This is a genomic window from Janibacter massiliensis (assembly GCF_900289115.1).
GTDB lineage: Bacteria > Actinomycetota > Actinomycetes > Actinomycetales > Dermatophilaceae > Janibacter_A > Janibacter_A massiliensis.
Genome location: NZ_LT985196.1, coordinates 1370835 through 1385223 on the forward strand (window position 1 = coordinate 1370835; position 14389 = coordinate 1385223).

A 14389-nucleotide genomic window follows, 5' to 3' on the forward strand; every position below is an offset into this window, starting at 1 on the left:
GGCATGGATCCGACGCCGTCGCAGGCTCTTGAGGTCCGCAGCGTCCGCAAGACCTACGGGGAGGGCGAGGCGCAGGTCGTCGCCGTCGACGGGGTGTCGTTGACGGTCGGCGCGGGTGAGTTCGTCGCGCTCATGGGGGCCAGCGGGTGCGGGAAGAGCACGCTGCTGCACGTCGTAGCGGGCCTGCTCGAGGGCGCCGAGGGCGAGGTCGAGGTGTTCGGGCAGCAGATGGTGGGTCGTTCCGAGCGGGAGCGGACCGCACTCCGGCTCAAGGACGTCGGTGTCGTCTTCCAGGACCATCTGCTCGTGCCGGAGCTGACGGCGGTCGAGAACGTCGAGCTGCCGCTGGTCATGGCCGGCACCCCCCGCGCGCAGGCGCGCGAGCAGGCGGTGGCGATGCTCGCCCGGGTCGGGCTCGAAGGGCTCGAGGACCGGGTCCCGGACCGGATGAGCGGGGGGCAGCGGCAGCGGGTCGGGATCGCGCGGGCGATGGTCGGTGGTCGGCGGGTGCTGCTCGCGGACGAGCCGACGGGCAACCTCGACACCGACTCCTCGCGGGCCGTCGTGGGCCTGGTGCGGCAGCTGTGCGCGGACGGGATCGCCGCGCTCGTCGTCACGCACGACCCGCGGGTGGCCGGCGCGGCCGACCGGGTGCTGCACATGGAGGACGGCCGGTTCGTCGAGCAGCCCTCGGCGTGGGGACAGTGGTGATCGGGCCCCTGTCCCGCAGCGGGCCGGTGCTGNCTCGTCGTCACGCACGACCCGCGGGTGGCCGGCGCGGCCGACCGGGTGCTGCACATGGAGGACGGCCGGTTCGTCGAGCAGCCCTCGGCGTGGGGACAGTGGTGATCGGGCCCCTGTCCCGCAGCGGCCCGGTGCTGCGCGCGTTCGCTCGGAGCGCGGCGCTGCGTCGGAGCGTCGGCCTCGTCGGCGTGGTCGTCGCGCTGCTCGCCTTCACATTCACCGCGAGCATGGCCTTCGTCCGCTCTGCGGACCAGCGGATCGCCTGGGACCTGGGTGAGGCGGAGGCGTCGACCCAGTCGTGGCGGGTCGTCCCCATCGGCCAAGGGCCGACAACGACCGAGAACAGGGCGCTGACCGTCAGGCGGGCTACGGGATGGATCGGCCTGCAGGGGATGTTCAACGACTCCTCCGGTCGGATGGTGTCGTACCAGGAGGGGCCGTGGGCGGACCACCCGTTCCCGCAGCGAGACACCCTCGTCGAGGGCCGGTGGCCGACCCGCCCCGGCGAGGTCGCGGTGACCGCGGCGCTTGGCGTGAGTCCGGGATGGCGCTTCGAGCTGGACAACAAGGTCGTCGGATTCGCGGTCGTCGGCGTGGTGCGCTCGGCTGCGGCGCACGACGGTCGGGTGCTGTACGCCGCACCGCGCACGTGGGCCTCCTTCGACCCGGCGATCATCAAGCGCTACCCCTCGATGACGACCGCCCCGGTCGCGTACTGGCACGGCGGTGGTGACCCGCACGACACGGCGGCCCGGATCGTCGCGGACGGGGTGGACGCAGGGGAGGGTATCGACCTCGTCACTCGTGATGCCCTTGTGGCAGGGCACGAGCAGACGCTCCTGACGAAGGAGCTCCTGCTCTACGTCGGGCCTTCCACGACGCTGCTTGTCGGTGCGGGTGCGCTGGTCGCGCTGCTCGCCGGGAGGTGGGTGCGCGCGCACGCGCCGGCGTTCACTGCTGTCGGGGCTCCACGATCGGCCATCGCCTTCGCCACCGTGCTGGCGGACGGAGTCGCAGCGCTTGCCAGTGGGACAATCGGCGCGGCAGTCGGCATCGGCGCTGGCCTCTTGGTGCGCCCGGGCGTACCGGGACTGACCGGCCGCGACCTCCCACCTGTCCACGTTCCGTGGGGCGAGGCGACCCGTCTCGTTCTCGTCCCCGTCCTGGCGGCACTCCTGGTGGGGGCACGGACCACACGCCTGGAGGCCATGGGCAGCCCGGACGTAGGCCGCCGCCAGCAGGGGAGCGGGCGGTTCTCGGCCGCGCTCCGACGGGCAGGGGCCGTGGCCCTGACGTGCGTAGCCATCCTGCTCGTCGGGCCATCAAGCGCGAGCAGCGACGCGCAGTCGGCGTTGGTCCTCACGGTCGCTGTGGCGTGGGCCCTGCTCGTGCCGGACGTCGTGACCCTCGGCGCGGGGCCGTTGGCGCGAACGGGCCCGTCGGCCGACCTGGCGGCCCGGAAGATCCGGCAGCCGGGCGGGATGATCCCGGCCGTCGCGCTCGGCGTCTGCGCGGCTGCCGTGGTCGCGCTCGCCCTTGCCACCTCGATCTACTCAGAGAAGGCGTACTCCGCTTCTCACCTCGTCGGGGACCTCCCGAACGACCGCGTCCTGCTCGAGCCCGTGTCGGAGAACGCGGTGCCGCCCTCGGTCCGCGCCGACTTCGAGGCCGCCTCGGGGTTGCGTGACCCGGTCCTTCTCAAGAGCGTCGGGCGGCGGCGGGAGGACGGGGGCGGGGCCCTTCGAGCAGTCCAATCAGTACGCGAGGCCGAACGCCTGCTCGGGCACCCGCTCGATCGAAAGGCCCGCCGGACGCTCGAGTCGGGTGGGGGGCTCACCCAGGACGATCAACCCACCACATTCACGCTGGATCCCGACGGGCGGACGTGGAAGCCGCCGACCGCCTCTGCCGCGATGGATCCTGGGTGGTCCAACCTGCTGGGTGGGCTGACCCTCGAGAAGAACCTGCCGCGGGGCACGACCGTCTCGATCACCCGCCTGGCCTACCTGGCACCCCGGCGCGAGGATGTCGAACGAGCCGACGCCGCCCCGGCCAAGGGCCGATTCGACCCCGGATACGTGACGACGCCACGCCTTCCCCCGCCGGTTGAGCTGCCCGTCTGGCTCACGGCAGCCTCCTGGTTGTTCGCCCTCGCGGTCGTCGCGGTGTCGTGGGCTGTCGCGCGGCGCATCGCAGGCGACCTGTCGAGGATCGCGGCCGGACTTCGGGCCGCCGGGGTCCCCGCCTCCTACACGCGGAGGGTCGCGGTGGCCTATGTCGGGTACCCCCTGCTCGTGGCCATCGGCTGGGCGGTCATCGGCGCGGTCGTCGCCGTCGGGGTCCCTGCGGTGCTGGTCGACGGAGCACAGCTCACCGTGACCGTTCCCTGGCCGCTCGTGCTCTCCGTGGTCGGGGCCGGTCTGCTGTCCACCCTTGCCTCGGCCGGGCTCGCTGCCCGACCCGAGCCGTCCTGAGAGGCGAGTCGCTGTTGCCGTCTGCCGGTCAGTCGTGGGTCGCGAGCCAGACCTGCAGGCTCGTCGCCGTCACCCGGTGCTCCTCGCCCGGTGCCCGGTGCGCGTGCTCACCGTCGGGGCGCTCCCACGCCGAGTCCCACGCGAGCCGCCAGCGGGCTGCCCCCGGGTGCTCGGGCAGGCGGACGGCGGCGTCGGACGCCGCCCCGTGGAGGACGATCAGCGTCGAGCCCGAGCCGTCGGGCTCGCCGTCGACGAGCATCTGCAGGGACCGGGTGGCCCGGTCGTCCCACGACGCGTCGTCCATCGGCTCGCCGTCGAGGCGCAGCCAGCTGACGTCGGGCGCGCCCGTTGGCGTGGGTTCCCCCGTGAAGAACCGCCGCCGCCGCAGCGCGGGCAGCGCGCGCCGGAGCGTCGTCAGGTGTCGGGTGGTCTCGAGCAGGTCGTCCTGCCACGGCTCGGTCCGGCCCCACGGCAGCCAGGTCAGCGCGTTGTCCTGGCAGTACGGGTTGTTGTTGCCGTCCGTGGAGCGCCCGATCTCGTCGCCCGAGCGGAGCATCGGCACGCCGGCGGACAGCAGCAGGGTGCCGAGCAGGTTGCGCATCGACCGTCGCCGGGCGGTGCGGATCCCCTCGTCGTCGGTCGGGCCCTCGACGCCGTGGTTCCACGACCGGTTGTTCGTCGTCCCGTCGCGGTTGTCCTCGCCGTTGACCTCGTTGTGCTTGACGTCGTAGGCGGTGAGGTCGGCCAGGGTGAAGCCGTCGTGCGCGGTGACGAAGTTGACCGATGCGGCCGGTCCTCGGTCGTACGCCCAGAACAGGTCGTCGCTGCCGGCGAGCCGGGTGACGATGTCGCGGATGCCGTGACCGACCGTGCTGCTGTCCCCGTCGGCGTCGAGCCGGACGTCGGTGAGCCAGAACGAGCGCACGCCGTCCCGGAACCGGTCGTTCCACTCGCTGAACGGCGGCGGGAACTGCCCGGTGCGCCAGCCGGCGTCGCCGAGGTCCCACGGCTCGGCGACGAGCTTGACGTGGGCCAGGACCGGGTCGGTCCGCAGCGCGACGAGGAACGGGTGGTTCGGGTCGTACCCGCCGCCCGCGCCACGACCGAGCGCGACGGCGAGGTCGAACCGGAAGCCGTCGACGCCCATGACGGTCACCCAGTACCGCAGGGAGTCCAGGACCATCCGCACGACGACGGGGTGGGTCAGGTCGAGGGTGTTCCCGCAGCCGGTGACGTCGACGTCCCGGCCGCGCTCGTCGAACCGGTAGTAGGCGCGCCCGTCGAGCCCGCGCCAGGACAGCGTCGGGCCGTCGACCGATTTCTCGGCCGTGTGGTTGTAGACGACGTCGAGGACGACCTCGATGCCCGCCTCGTGCAGGAGCTTGACCATCCCCTTGAACTCGTCGACGACGCCCTGCGGGTCGTCGGCGGCCGCGTAGTCCGCGTGGGGCGCGAAGAACCCGAGGGTGTTGTACCCCCAGTGGTTCGTCCGTCCGGCGAGCGCCAGGTGCGGCTCGTGGGTGAACGCGTGGACGGGCAGCAGCTCGACGGCGGTGACGCGCAGCGACTGCAGATGCTCGATGAAGGCCGGGTGGGCGAGCCCGGCGTAGGTGCCGCGCAGGTGCTCGGGCACGGCCTCGAGCAGGCGGGTCGCCTCCTTGACGTGGACCTCGTAGACGATCGAGTCGGCCGTCGCGGTGCGTGGGCGGCGGGCGTGCCCCCAGTCGAAGTCGTCCGAGACGACGACGCACCGGGGCATGTGGGGGGCGCTGTCGAGGTCCGAGGCGACGGTGTCGTCACCGCGCAGGTCGTCGCCGACCAGGTGCCCGAAGACGGCGGGGACCATGTCCACGTGGCCCTCGATCGCCCGGGCCCACGGGTCGAGGAGGAGCTTGGCGGGGTTGTGCCGCTGGGCTGCGTCCGGGTCCCACGGTCCGGCGACGCGCAGGGCGTACCGCTGGCCGGGCCGGACGTCGTCGACGTGCCCCCACCACCACCCGTGGAGACGCTCGGTGAGCGCGACGCGACGTTCCGCGTCCGGCCCCGTGGCGCCGTGCCCCGGGAACAGGCAGACCTCGACGCGATCGGCATGGCCGGCGTAGACGCAGAACGTCGCGCCGTCGGCGTCGAGGGTGACGCCGGGGGGCGGCGGGCTGCCGACGGAGTGGCCCAGGGGACCGTAGGGCACCGGGCCCGGGAGATCGTGGACGGACACGAGCGACAACCCTACGCAGTCTGTAGGTTGGCACCATGAGCGATCCGACCGCCCTGCCCAACGTCTCCGGTGGCTCGAACGGCGCCGCCCCGAACCAGCCCGGCGCCGTGCCGGTCGTCGACGAGGGCCCGCTGCGCGACCGCGTGGTGGCGGCGCTCGAGGCCCTCGGTTCCCCGACCGAGATCGACAGCGACGGCGATGTCACCTTCGAGTTCCAGGACCAGCGGCTGTTCGTCCGCTGCGGCGAGGACGACTCGCAGGTGCTCCGGGTCTTCGGCCAGTGGCAGCTGCAGGAGCCGGTCCCGGCCGACCACCTCACGCGTCTCGAGGTCTGCAACGACGTCAACGTCGCCTTCAACCTCGTCAAGGCGGCCATCGCCAACGACACCCTCCTCGTCACGAGCGAGCACATGCTCCCGCGCGGCGCGGACGTCCAGGGCCTGCTGTCCATCGCCGTCCCGCTGACCCTCCACGCCGTCCAGCTGTGGCACGAGCGCGCCACGGGCGAGTCGGTCATCGAGCCCGGCGACGCGGACCAGGCTCCGGGCGAGGCTCCCGCGGGCGAGCAGGCATGAGCGACCTCGTCCGCCTGGAGGTGGCCGAAAGCATCGGCACCATCCGGGTCGACCGCCCGCCGATGAACGCCCTGAACCTCGAGGTGCAGGCCGGTCTCAAGGCCGCCGCGCAGGAGGCGACCGAGCGCGCCGACGTCAGCGCCGTGATCGTGTGGGGCGGCGAGAAGGTGTTCGCCGCCGGCGCCGACATCAAGCAGATGCAGGCGATGTCCCACACCGAGATGATCGATGCCTCCTCGGGGCTCATCTCGTCGATCAGCGCGATCGCCGAGATCCCGAAGCCGACGCTCGCCGCGATCACCGGGTACGCCCTCGGCGGCGGGTGCGAGCTCGCGCTCGCCTGCGACTTCCGGTTCGTCGCCCGCAACGCGAAGCTCGGTCAGCCGGAGATCCTCCTCGGAGTCATCCCGGGGATGGGCGGCACGCAGCGGCTCGCCCGGCTCGTCGGCCCGTCGCGGGCCAAGGACCTCGTCTTCACGGGCCGCTTCGTCGCTGCCGACGAGGCTCTCGAGATCGGGCTCGTCGACAAGGTCGTCGAGGCCGACGAGGTCGAGTCCGCGGCACGCGAGTTCATGAGCCAGTTCGTCGGCGGCCCGGCCTACGCGCTTCGCGCGGCGAAGGAGGCCATCGACCGCGGGCTCGAGACCGACCTGCGGACCGGTCTGGAGATCGAGCGGATGCTGTTCGCCCAGCTCTTCGCCACGAAGGACCGCACGAACGGCATGACGAGCTTCCTCGAGAACGGCCCCGGCAAGGCCACCTTCGAGGGCGCGTGAGCGCCGAGCACGAGGGGGGCGTGACCCCCGCCTCCGAGGAGGACGTCCGCCGGGCGTACGAGGACAACAAGCTCGCCCAGGTGCTCTACCACGACTGGGAGTCGGGGACCTACGACGCGAAGTGGGCCATCGACTTCGACGAGCGGTGCGCCACCTACGCCAAGGACCGCTTCCTCGGGGTCGTCGGCGAGCCGCTGCCCGCGGGGGAGGCGCTGCCGTACCGGCGGGCCCTCGAGATCGGTGCGGGGACGGGATTCTTCTCGCTCAACCTGCGCGTCGCCGGGGTCGTCGACGAGGTCCACGTCACCGATCTCTCGCCGGGGATGGTCGAGGTGGCCAGGCGCAACGCTCAGGAGCTCGGGTTCGACGTCGAGGGTCGGGTCGCCGACGCCGAGCACCTGCCCTACGACGACGACACCTTCGACGTCGTCGTCGGGCACGCGGTGATCCACCACATCCCCGACGTCGAGCTCGCCTTCCGCGAGATGCTCCGCGTGCTCAAGCCCGGCGGCCGGTTCGTCATCGCCGGTGAGCCGACGCGGATCGGGCACGCCTACGCGCGCCGCCTGGGCCACGCCACGTGGATCGCGACGAAGGCGATCACCCACCTGCCCCCGCTGCGGGAGCGGTACGCCCGCCCCAAGGAAGAGCTCGACGAGTCCTCCCGGGCCGCAGCGCTCGAGGCGGTCGTCGACCTGCACACCTTCGACCCCGCCGAGCTCGCCGCGACGGCCCGCGCGGCCGGTGCGACCGAGGTCCGTACGCACACCGAGGAGCTGACCGCGGCGCTCCTGGGCTGGCCCGTGCGGACGATCGAGGCGGGGGTCAAGGAGGGCGCGCTCGGGATGCGCTGGGCGATGTTCGCGTTCTCCTCGTGGAAGCGCCTGTCCCTCATCGACGAGAAGGTGCTCTCGCGCGTCGTCCCGCAGAAGTTCTTCTACAACGTCGGCATCACCGGCGTGAAACCCCGCTGAGGACGACGGTGGCCTCGCTGCCCGAGGCGAGCTGGACCCGACCGGTGCAGCCCCGCCGGACCTGCCCGTGGCCGTGGTGGCGCTGGGTCGGGTGGGTCGTCGCCAACCGCGCGCTCACGCGCCACCACCTGCTGTCGTACCTGCGGATGGCGCGCGCCGTGCGGGGGACGCCGGGGCTGGTCTTCGAGGGGCCGTGCTTCGTCGGTCCCGACGTCGAGTTCGAGGTGAGCCCGGGATTCGGTCGCCTGTTCGTCGGCGCGTTCTGCCACTTCGGGCACGGCAGCCGGCTGCGGGCCCACGAGGGCACGCTGCGCATCGGGCGCAAGTCGGTCATCGGCATCCGCAACACCGTCAACTGCTGGATCGACGTCGAGATCGGCGAGGCCGCGCTGTTCGCCGACGACGTCTACGTCTGCGACTTCGACCACAAGTTCGACGACCTCGGGGTGCCGATCAAGGACCAGGGGATCGTCAAGTCGCCCGTGCGGATCGGTGGCGGGACGTGGGTCGGGACGAAGACGATCATCACCCGCGGGACGGACATCGGTCCGGGCTCGGTGGTGGCCGCCGGCGCCGTCGCGCGAGGGAGCTATCCGGCCGGTGCGGTCATCGCCGGGGTCCCCGGGCGGGTCGTGCGGATGCGGGGCGCCGATGAGTGAGCCGCGCGAGCCGCTCGACGTCCTTGTCGTCTACGTCCCCGTCGCGGCGACCGAGGACCTGCTCGAGGCGCTCTTCGCCGCGGGTGCCGGGGCGATCGGGGACTACGACCGGTGCGCCTTCGTCACCCGCGGTCGGGGCCGGTTCCGCCCGCTGTCCGGCGCGGACCCGACGATCGGGTCGGTCGGCGCGGACGAGCACGTCGAGGAGGACCGCGTCGAGGTGACCTTTCCGCGCTCGCTGCGCGTACAGGTCGTCGCCGCGCTGCGCGGTGCGCACCCGTACGAGGAGCCCGCCTTCCACGTCGTCGAGAACGCCGCGAGCTGACGCCAGGCGTCCGAGCGTCAGGCTCGGGTCGCGAGGACGACGAGGTCGAGGCAGTCCTCGAGCCCGTCCAGCGTGAGCACGAAGTCCTCGCACCTCACCGAGGCGACGAGTGCGCGCAGGTGCTCCGGCCAGGTCGCCGGGTCGGCTTGCAGCTGGGCGTCGACGAGGGGTCCGTGCTCCGCCTCCCAGGCGGCCAGGCGCTCCCCGTGCCGCAGCCCGAGGACGGTCACGTCGCTGACGTCCGCCCCGCCCCAGCGCGCCAGCTCCTCGGCGAGCTCCGCGGCGTCGTACTCGCGGCAGTGGAAGGGGTTCGTCGGCCGCTCCCGGCGGCCGAGCCCGGCGGAGAAGGTGATCCGGTTCGGCGTCGACACGACGAGCCGGCCGCCGGGTCGCAGGACCCGCAGCAGCTCGGCGACGTACTCGCCCGGCGTCCAGATGTGCTCGACCACCTGCAGCGACACGGCTGCGTCCACCGCCGCGTCCGGCAGCGGCAGCGCCGTGAGCAGCCCCCGGACGAAGCCCGTCCGTGCTCCGGCGTGCGCCGCCGCGGCGTGCGCGGCGGTGAGCGCGTCGTAGTCGAGCCCGACGACCCGCGCGCCGTCGACGAGCGAGGCCGTGAGGGCGACCCCGTACCCCTCGCCGCACCCGGCATCGAGGATGAGGGAGGTCTGCGGCGGCAGCCACGACGGCAACGCCTCGTAGACGACCTCGTGGCGGCGGAACCAGTAGTTCTCCTCGGGGATCCCGGGGACGGTGCGCTCGCCGGTCAGCGGCAGGGTGGCGGGCACGGGGGTCGTCATGGCCTCATTCTCACCGGCGCGACCCACCGGCCCGCGTCGTGTCGAGACTCACGCCCGACGGGGGTGCGCGCACGTGGGAGGGCAGTGCGAGTATGGGAGTCTCAGCGGCCGTTCGGGCCGCAGTCGATCGACCCCCCAACAGGAAGAGGACGATTCACCGATGAACATCGTCGTCTGCGTCAAGTACGTCCCGGACGCGCAGTCCGATCGGACGTTCAACGAGTCGGACAACACCACGGACCGCGAGGGCGTCGACGGCCTCCTCAGCGAGCTCGACGAGTACGCCGTCGAGGAGGCCCTGAAGATCGTCGAGGCCGGCGAGGGTGAGGTCACCGTCCTCACCGTCGGTCCCGACGCCGCCGCCGAGGCCGTGAAGAAGGCCCTCCAGATGGGCGCCCACAAGGGCGTCCACATCAACGACGAGGCCATCCACGGCTCGGACGCCCCGGCCACCTCGCTCGTCCTCGCCGAGGCCGTGAAGAAGATCGGTTCGCCCGACATCGTCATGACCGGCATGGCCTCGACGGACGGCACGATGAGCGTCATCCCCCCGATGCTCGCCGAGCGCCTGGGCCTCCCGCAGGTCACCTTCGCCTCCGAGCTCACCCTCGACGGCGGTTCGGTCACGATCCGCCGCGACGGCGACACCGCCTCGGAGACGATCGAGGCGTCGCTGCCGGCCCTCATCTCGGTCACCGACCAGATCAACGAGCCGCGCTACCCCTCGTTCAAGGGGATCATGGCCGCGAAGAAGAAGCCGGTCGAGGAGTGGACCCTCGCCGACCTCGGGCTCGACGCCGGTCAGGTCGGCCTCGAGGCCTCGTGGACGAAGGTCGAGTCCTTCACGAAGCGTCCGCCGCGCGAGCAGGGCGAGATCGTCACCGACGAGGGCGACGGCGGCACCAAGCTCGCGGCGTTCCTCTCCGCCCAGAAGTTCGTCTGATCCGGCCGACGCGAAAGAAAGAGGTAGAACCCCATGGCTGAAGTTCTCGTTCTCGTCGACCACGCGAACGGCGAGGTCCGCAAGACGACCGCCGAGCTGCTGACGATCGCCCGCCGCCTCGGTGAGCCGTCCGCCGTCTACATCGGTTCCGGCATCGAGGACGCCCAGGGCGTGCTCGGCCGGTTCGGATCGCACAAGGTCTACGTCGCCGACTCCCCGGAGGTGACCGAGTACCTCGTCGCCCCGCAGGTCGACATCCTCGCCGACCTCATCGAGAAGACGAGCCCCGCCGCCGTGCTCATCCCGAGCAACCCGGCCGGCAAGGAGCTCGCCGCCCGTCTGTCGATCCGCTGCGAGTCGGGTCTGATCACCGACGCGGTCGACGTCCAGGCCGGTCCGACGACGACGCAGTCCGTCTTCGCCGGGTCGTACACGACGACGTCCTCGGTCACCAAGGGCACGCCGATCATCACGGTCAAGCCGAACAGCGCCCCGATCGAGGGCTCGCCGGCGCCCGCCGAGATCGTCAAGGTCGACACGGCCGTCTCCGACGCCGCCAAGGCCGCGAAGATCACGGACTCGAAGCCGAAGGAGCAGTCGGGCCGCCCCGAGCTCACCGAGGCCGCCATCGTCGTCTCCGGCGGTCGTGGCACCGGCGGTGACTTCGCGCCGGTCGAGGAGTTCGCCGACGCGCTCGGCGCCGCCGTCGGTGCCTCGCGTGCCGCCGTCGACGCCGGCTGGTACCCGCACACGAGCCAGGTCGGCCAGACGGGCAAGCAGGTCAGCCCGCAGCTGTACGTCGCCGCCGGCATCTCCGGCGCGATCCAGCACCGTGCCGGTATGCAGACCTCGAAGACGATCGTCGCCATCAACAAGGACGAGGAGGCGCCGATCTTCGAGCTCGTCGACTTCGGTGTCGTCGGCGACCTCTTCCAGGTCCTCCCGCAGGCCACGGAGGCCGTGAAGAGAGGCTGACCCACGGGTCGTCACGACGAGCCCCCGGTGCCTCCTCGGCGCCGGGGGCTCGCCGTTACCCAAACGTGACAAAGGGGGTCTCGTCGGCTACCGTTGCCGTGCCGATGGACCCCTGTCCGGCACTCCAGCCCCTCGATGGAAGGCCACCGCCCCACCATGGGACGCCCCGCGTACAGCCCCCGTCATGCCCCTCGTCACGCCTCCGGCTCGGTCCGCCGTCTGCCGGTCGTGAACCTCAGCACCGGCCTCAAGGGCGTCGTCGGCCTGTCCCTCCTGGCGACGACCGCCACGGGCGTCACGGTCTCGGGCGGCGCCGCCTCCGCCGACGGCGCGGCTCCGAGCCAGAACGCGAGCGCGAAGGCCCGGACGAGCGCTGCGCTCCTCCGGGCGGACCGGCCGGCGTCCCGATCGTCGGTGCGCACGGCCGCCCCTGCAGTGACCGCGCCGACGGGCGCCGGCACCGACGTCAGCGACTTCGCCGAGGTGAACGTCGTCGCCCTGGCCAAGCCCAAGCCGAAGCCGAAGCCGAAGCCGGAGCCGGTCGCCCAGCCGACCGCCGACCAGCCGTCCGACGCCATGCCGGATGCGTCGGCCAGCGGTGCGGCCGCGAGTGGTGCGCCCGCCCCGAGCCAGCCTGCCGCTGGCACGCCGGCGCCCGCGGACACGGGGCAGTACACGGCGGCCGCCGCCGCGCTCGGTCTCTCGGCGAACGCCCAGCGTGTCTACGCCGCCGTCCGGGCGAACTTCCCGCAGATCACGACGATCGGCGGCATGCGTCCCGGGGACCCGGGCGACCACGGCAGCGGCCACGCCGTCGACGTCATGTGCGGTTCGGCCGACGGCGACGCGGTGGCGGCCTACCTCCAGGCGCACGCCGGCGAGCTCGGCATCACCTACATCATCTGGAAGCAGCGCATCTGGTTCCCCGGCAGCGCGGGCTGGCGGATGATGGAGGACCGCGGCAACCCGACCGAGAACCACTTCGACCACGTGCACATCTCGGTGGGCTGACCGCCCCCTAGGGTGGCCCGGTGACCACCCTGAACGAGGTCCTGACGTCGCGGACGACGCTCGACCCGATCGAACGCGAGTGGCTGCTCATGCTCACGGGGGACTGGCAGGTCCTGGCCGACCTGGGCTTCGCCGACCTCGTCGTCTGGGTGCGCACCGGCGACGGATGGCTCGCCGCGGCTCACGTGCGGCCGACGACCGGGCCGATGGTGTTCGTCGAGGACATCGTGGGGCGGAGCCCGTGGGACGGACTCGGGCGGGTCCTCGAGGAGGCGGCCCGGGGGGAACGGGCCGCAGGGGCTCGGCACGAGCGGCCCCATGCCGACGGTGACATCGTCGAGGACGGGGTGCCGATCGTGAGGGATGACGTCGTGCTGGGCGTGCTCACCCGACATGCGCACGACCGGTCCGCCGGTCCGTCCAGCCGGTTGGACGAGGGGTACCGCTCCCTGGGCGACGAGCTGTTCGGGATGGTCGCGACGGGCGACTGGCCCAACCCCGCAGCGCCGACGGCGTCCCGGCGCGGCTCGCCACGGGTGGGGGACGGCGTCGTCCGGCTCGACGCGGACGGGGTCGTGACGTTCGCGAGCCCGAACGCCCAGAGCGCCGTGCACCGGCTCGGGCACCACGGGGAGATCGAGGGCCAGACGCTGGCCGAGGCGATCGCCGTGCTGCTGCGGGACGGGGTCGAGGTCGACGAGTCGCTGCCCCTGGTCACGCTCGGGCGGGCGCCGTGGCGGTCGGACGTCACCGTCGGCGGGGCGACGGTCGCCATGCGCTCGATCCCGCTGACGACCGCCGGGCGTCGGTCCGGGGCGCTGCTGCTCCTGCGGGACGTCTCCGAGCTGCGGCGCTCGGAGCAGGAGGTGCTGAGCAAGGACGCGACCATCCGGGAGATCCACCACCGGGTGAAGAACAACCTCCAGACGGTCGCGGCGCTGCTGCGGCTGCAGGCGCGGCGCCTCGACGAGGGGCCCGGGCGGGTGGCGCTCACCGACGCCGTGCGCCGGGTGGGGACGATCGCCCTCGTCCACGAGACGCTCAGCTCGGGGTTCGACGAGACGGTGAACTTCGACGACATCGCCTGGCGGGGGCTGCGGGCGGTGGTCGAGGTGTCCTCGAGCGACCGGCCGATCGAGCCACGGCTCGTGGGGGCGTTCGGGCGCCTGCGGGCCGAGGACGCGACCCCGGTGGCGATGATCATCTCCGAGCTCGTCCAGAACGCCGCGGAGCACGGGCTGGGCGAGCGGGGCGGGTGCGTGCAGGTGCAGGCCGAGCGGCTCGTCGAGGACGGTCACGACCTGCTGCGGGTGACGATCGAGGACGACGGGCAGGGGCTGCCGGCCGGCTACCGTCCCTCCCGCGCCGGGCTGGGGACGCGGATCGTCACCTCGCTCGTCAGCGACCTGCGGGGGACGATCCGGTGGGAGGACGCGCAGCCGCGGGGCACGCGCGTGCAGTTCACGGTACGGCTGCGCCCGCTGACCCGAGGGGCCAGCGGGCGCGGATGAGGGGGAGGGGTTAGCCGGCGCGGCGGGCCCGGGCGTTGCGGCGCTTGAGGGCGCGACGCTCGTCCTCGGACAGGCCGCCCCAGACGCCGGCGTCCTGACCCGAGTCGAGGGCCCACTTCAAGCACGTGTCGGTGACCTCGCACCGTCGGCAGACGGCCTTGGCCTCCTCGATCTGCCGGATGGCCGGACCCGTGTTCCCGATGGGGAAGAACAGCTCGGGGTCCTCGTCCAGGCAGGCAGCGCGGTCGCGCCAGTCCATACTGATCGTGCTCCTTGTCGTGGCTCAGCTGGCCCGAGGTCGCGGTGGCGCTCGGGCAGGGACGCTCCGTCGCGTCGTCGGGGGGCGGCACCGCGGGTGCGCGGGCCGGTCGTCACGCCGGTAGGGGGTCAGGCAGACGTGCGACGTT

At 72.7% G+C, this 14389-nt stretch carries 14 protein-coding genes; 11 read left to right on the forward strand and 3 right to left on the reverse strand.

The genetic code is table 11. The annotated features are described in order from the left end of the window. The first annotated feature begins 3 nt into the window (after positions 1 to 3). Both DAA34_RS06620 and DAA34_RS06630 read left to right on the forward strand, forming a co-directional pair. A complete protein-coding gene (locus DAA34_RS06620; RefSeq protein ID WP_106818145.1) occupies positions 4 to 711 on the forward strand; it encodes an ABC transporter ATP-binding protein in 708 nt (235 codons plus the stop codon). Positions 712 to 845: 134 nt separating this feature from the next. Then, positions 846 to 3218, forward strand: coding sequence for a hypothetical protein (locus tag DAA34_RS06630; RefSeq protein WP_106818146.1), 2373 nt, complete (start codon positions 846 to 848; stop codon positions 3216 to 3218). A gap of 28 nt (positions 3219 to 3246) precedes the next feature. Here DAA34_RS06630 and glgX read toward each other — a convergent pair whose 3' ends face one another. After that, positions 3247 to 5433 (reverse strand): glycogen debranching protein GlgX, encoded by a 2187-nt coding sequence (glgX, locus tag DAA34_RS06635; RefSeq protein WP_234354143.1) that lies wholly within the window; start codon positions 5431 to 5433, stop codon positions 3247 to 3249. A gap of 35 nt (positions 5434 to 5468) precedes the next feature. Between glgX and DAA34_RS06640 the strand changes: the two genes are divergently transcribed. Genes DAA34_RS06640 through DAA34_RS06660 form a run of 5 tightly spaced genes read left to right on the forward strand, consistent with a single transcriptional unit; the run spans position 5469 to position 8742 of the window. Beyond that, the gene (locus DAA34_RS06640) at positions 5469 to 6008 is read left to right on the forward strand and encodes a YbjN domain-containing protein (RefSeq protein ID WP_106818147.1); all 540 of its coding nucleotides are present in this window, start codon (positions 5469 to 5471) and stop codon (positions 6006 to 6008) included. Further along, positions 6005 to 6784 (forward strand): enoyl-CoA hydratase/isomerase family protein, encoded by a 780-nt coding sequence (locus DAA34_RS06645; protein WP_106818148.1) that lies wholly within the window; start codon positions 6005 to 6007, stop codon positions 6782 to 6784. The genes DAA34_RS06640 and DAA34_RS06645 overlap by 4 nt, the downstream gene beginning before the upstream one ends. Positions 6785 to 6804: 20 nt before the next feature. Continuing rightward, complete coding sequence (locus tag DAA34_RS06650) at positions 6805 to 7758, forward strand: class I SAM-dependent methyltransferase (protein WP_199847434.1); 954 nt, start codon at positions 6805 to 6807, stop codon at positions 7756 to 7758. An 8-nt stretch (positions 7759 to 7766) separates the two neighbouring features. Next, complete coding sequence (locus DAA34_RS06655; protein ID WP_106818150.1) at positions 7767 to 8417, forward strand: acyltransferase; 651 nt, start codon at positions 7767 to 7769, stop codon at positions 8415 to 8417. Beyond that, positions 8410 to 8742 carry a hypothetical protein gene (locus tag DAA34_RS06660; RefSeq protein ID WP_106818151.1) on the forward strand — a complete coding sequence of 111 codons (333 nt, stop codon included), beginning with the start codon at positions 8410 to 8412 and terminating at the stop codon, positions 8740 to 8742. Before DAA34_RS06655 ends, DAA34_RS06660 begins: the two co-directional genes overlap by 8 nt. A 17-nt stretch (positions 8743 to 8759) precedes the next feature. Here the strand turns inward: DAA34_RS06660 and DAA34_RS06665 are convergent, their stop codons facing one another. Beyond that, positions 8760 to 9542: a class I SAM-dependent methyltransferase gene (locus DAA34_RS06665; protein ID WP_106818152.1), complete on the reverse strand. Its 783-nt coding sequence runs from the start codon at positions 9540 to 9542 to the stop codon at positions 8760 to 8762. A 160-nt stretch (positions 9543 to 9702) separates the two neighbouring features. Between DAA34_RS06665 and DAA34_RS06670 the strand changes: the two genes are divergently transcribed. The 4 genes from DAA34_RS06670 (at position 9703) to DAA34_RS06685 (ending at position 13982) form a co-directional block, all read left to right on the forward strand. Further along, the gene (locus tag DAA34_RS06670; RefSeq protein WP_106818153.1) at positions 9703 to 10485 is read left to right on the forward strand and encodes an electron transfer flavoprotein subunit beta/FixA family protein; all 783 of its coding nucleotides are present in this window, start codon (positions 9703 to 9705) and stop codon (positions 10483 to 10485) included. Positions 10486 to 10518: 33 nt separating this feature from the next. Then, a complete protein-coding gene (locus tag DAA34_RS06675) occupies positions 10519 to 11460 on the forward strand; it encodes an electron transfer flavoprotein subunit alpha/FixB family protein (RefSeq protein WP_106818154.1) in 942 nt (313 codons plus the stop codon). A gap of 228 nt (positions 11461 to 11688) precedes the next feature. Then, the gene (locus DAA34_RS12465; protein WP_106818155.1) at positions 11689 to 12471 is read left to right on the forward strand and encodes a hypothetical protein; all 783 of its coding nucleotides are present in this window, start codon (positions 11689 to 11691) and stop codon (positions 12469 to 12471) included. A gap of 20 nt (positions 12472 to 12491) precedes the next feature. After that, positions 12492 to 13982, forward strand: coding sequence for a sensor histidine kinase (locus DAA34_RS06685; RefSeq protein WP_106818156.1), 1491 nt, complete (start codon positions 12492 to 12494; stop codon positions 13980 to 13982). A gap of 10 nt (positions 13983 to 13992) precedes the next feature. Here the strand turns inward: DAA34_RS06685 and DAA34_RS06690 are convergent, their stop codons facing one another. Further along, complete coding sequence (locus DAA34_RS06690; protein ID WP_106818157.1) at positions 13993 to 14241, reverse strand: WhiB family transcriptional regulator; 249 nt, start codon at positions 14239 to 14241, stop codon at positions 13993 to 13995. Positions 14242 to 14389: the final 148 nt, after the last annotated feature.

Bases quoted from the DNA above. Each gene is read 5' to 3' on its own strand.
- DAA34_RS06640 (WP_106818147.1), top strand. From the start codon at position 5,469: ATGAGCGATCCGACCGCCCTGCCCAACGTCTCCGGTGGCTCGAACGGC.
- DAA34_RS06670 (WP_106818153.1), top strand. From the start codon at position 9,703: ATGAACATCGTCGTCTGCGTCAAGTACGTCCCGGACGCGCAGTCCGAT.
- DAA34_RS06665 (WP_106818152.1), bottom strand. From the start codon at position 9,542: ATGACGACCCCCGTGCCCGCCACCCTGCCGCTGACCGGCGAGCGCACC.
- DAA34_RS06690 (WP_106818157.1), bottom strand. From the start codon at position 14,241: ATGGACTGGCGCGACCGCGCTGCCTGCCTGGACGAGGACCCCGAGCTG.
- DAA34_RS06675 (WP_106818154.1), top strand. From the start codon at position 10,519: ATGGCTGAAGTTCTCGTTCTCGTCGACCACGCGAACGGCGAGGTCCGC.
- DAA34_RS06660 (WP_106818151.1), top strand. From the start codon at position 8,410: ATGAGTGAGCCGCGCGAGCCGCTCGACGTCCTTGTCGTCTACGTCCCC.
- DAA34_RS06645 (WP_106818148.1), top strand. From the start codon at position 6,005: ATGAGCGACCTCGTCCGCCTGGAGGTGGCCGAAAGCATCGGCACCATC.
- DAA34_RS06620 (WP_106818145.1), top strand. From the start codon at position 4: ATGGATCCGACGCCGTCGCAGGCTCTTGAGGTCCGCAGCGTCCGCAAG.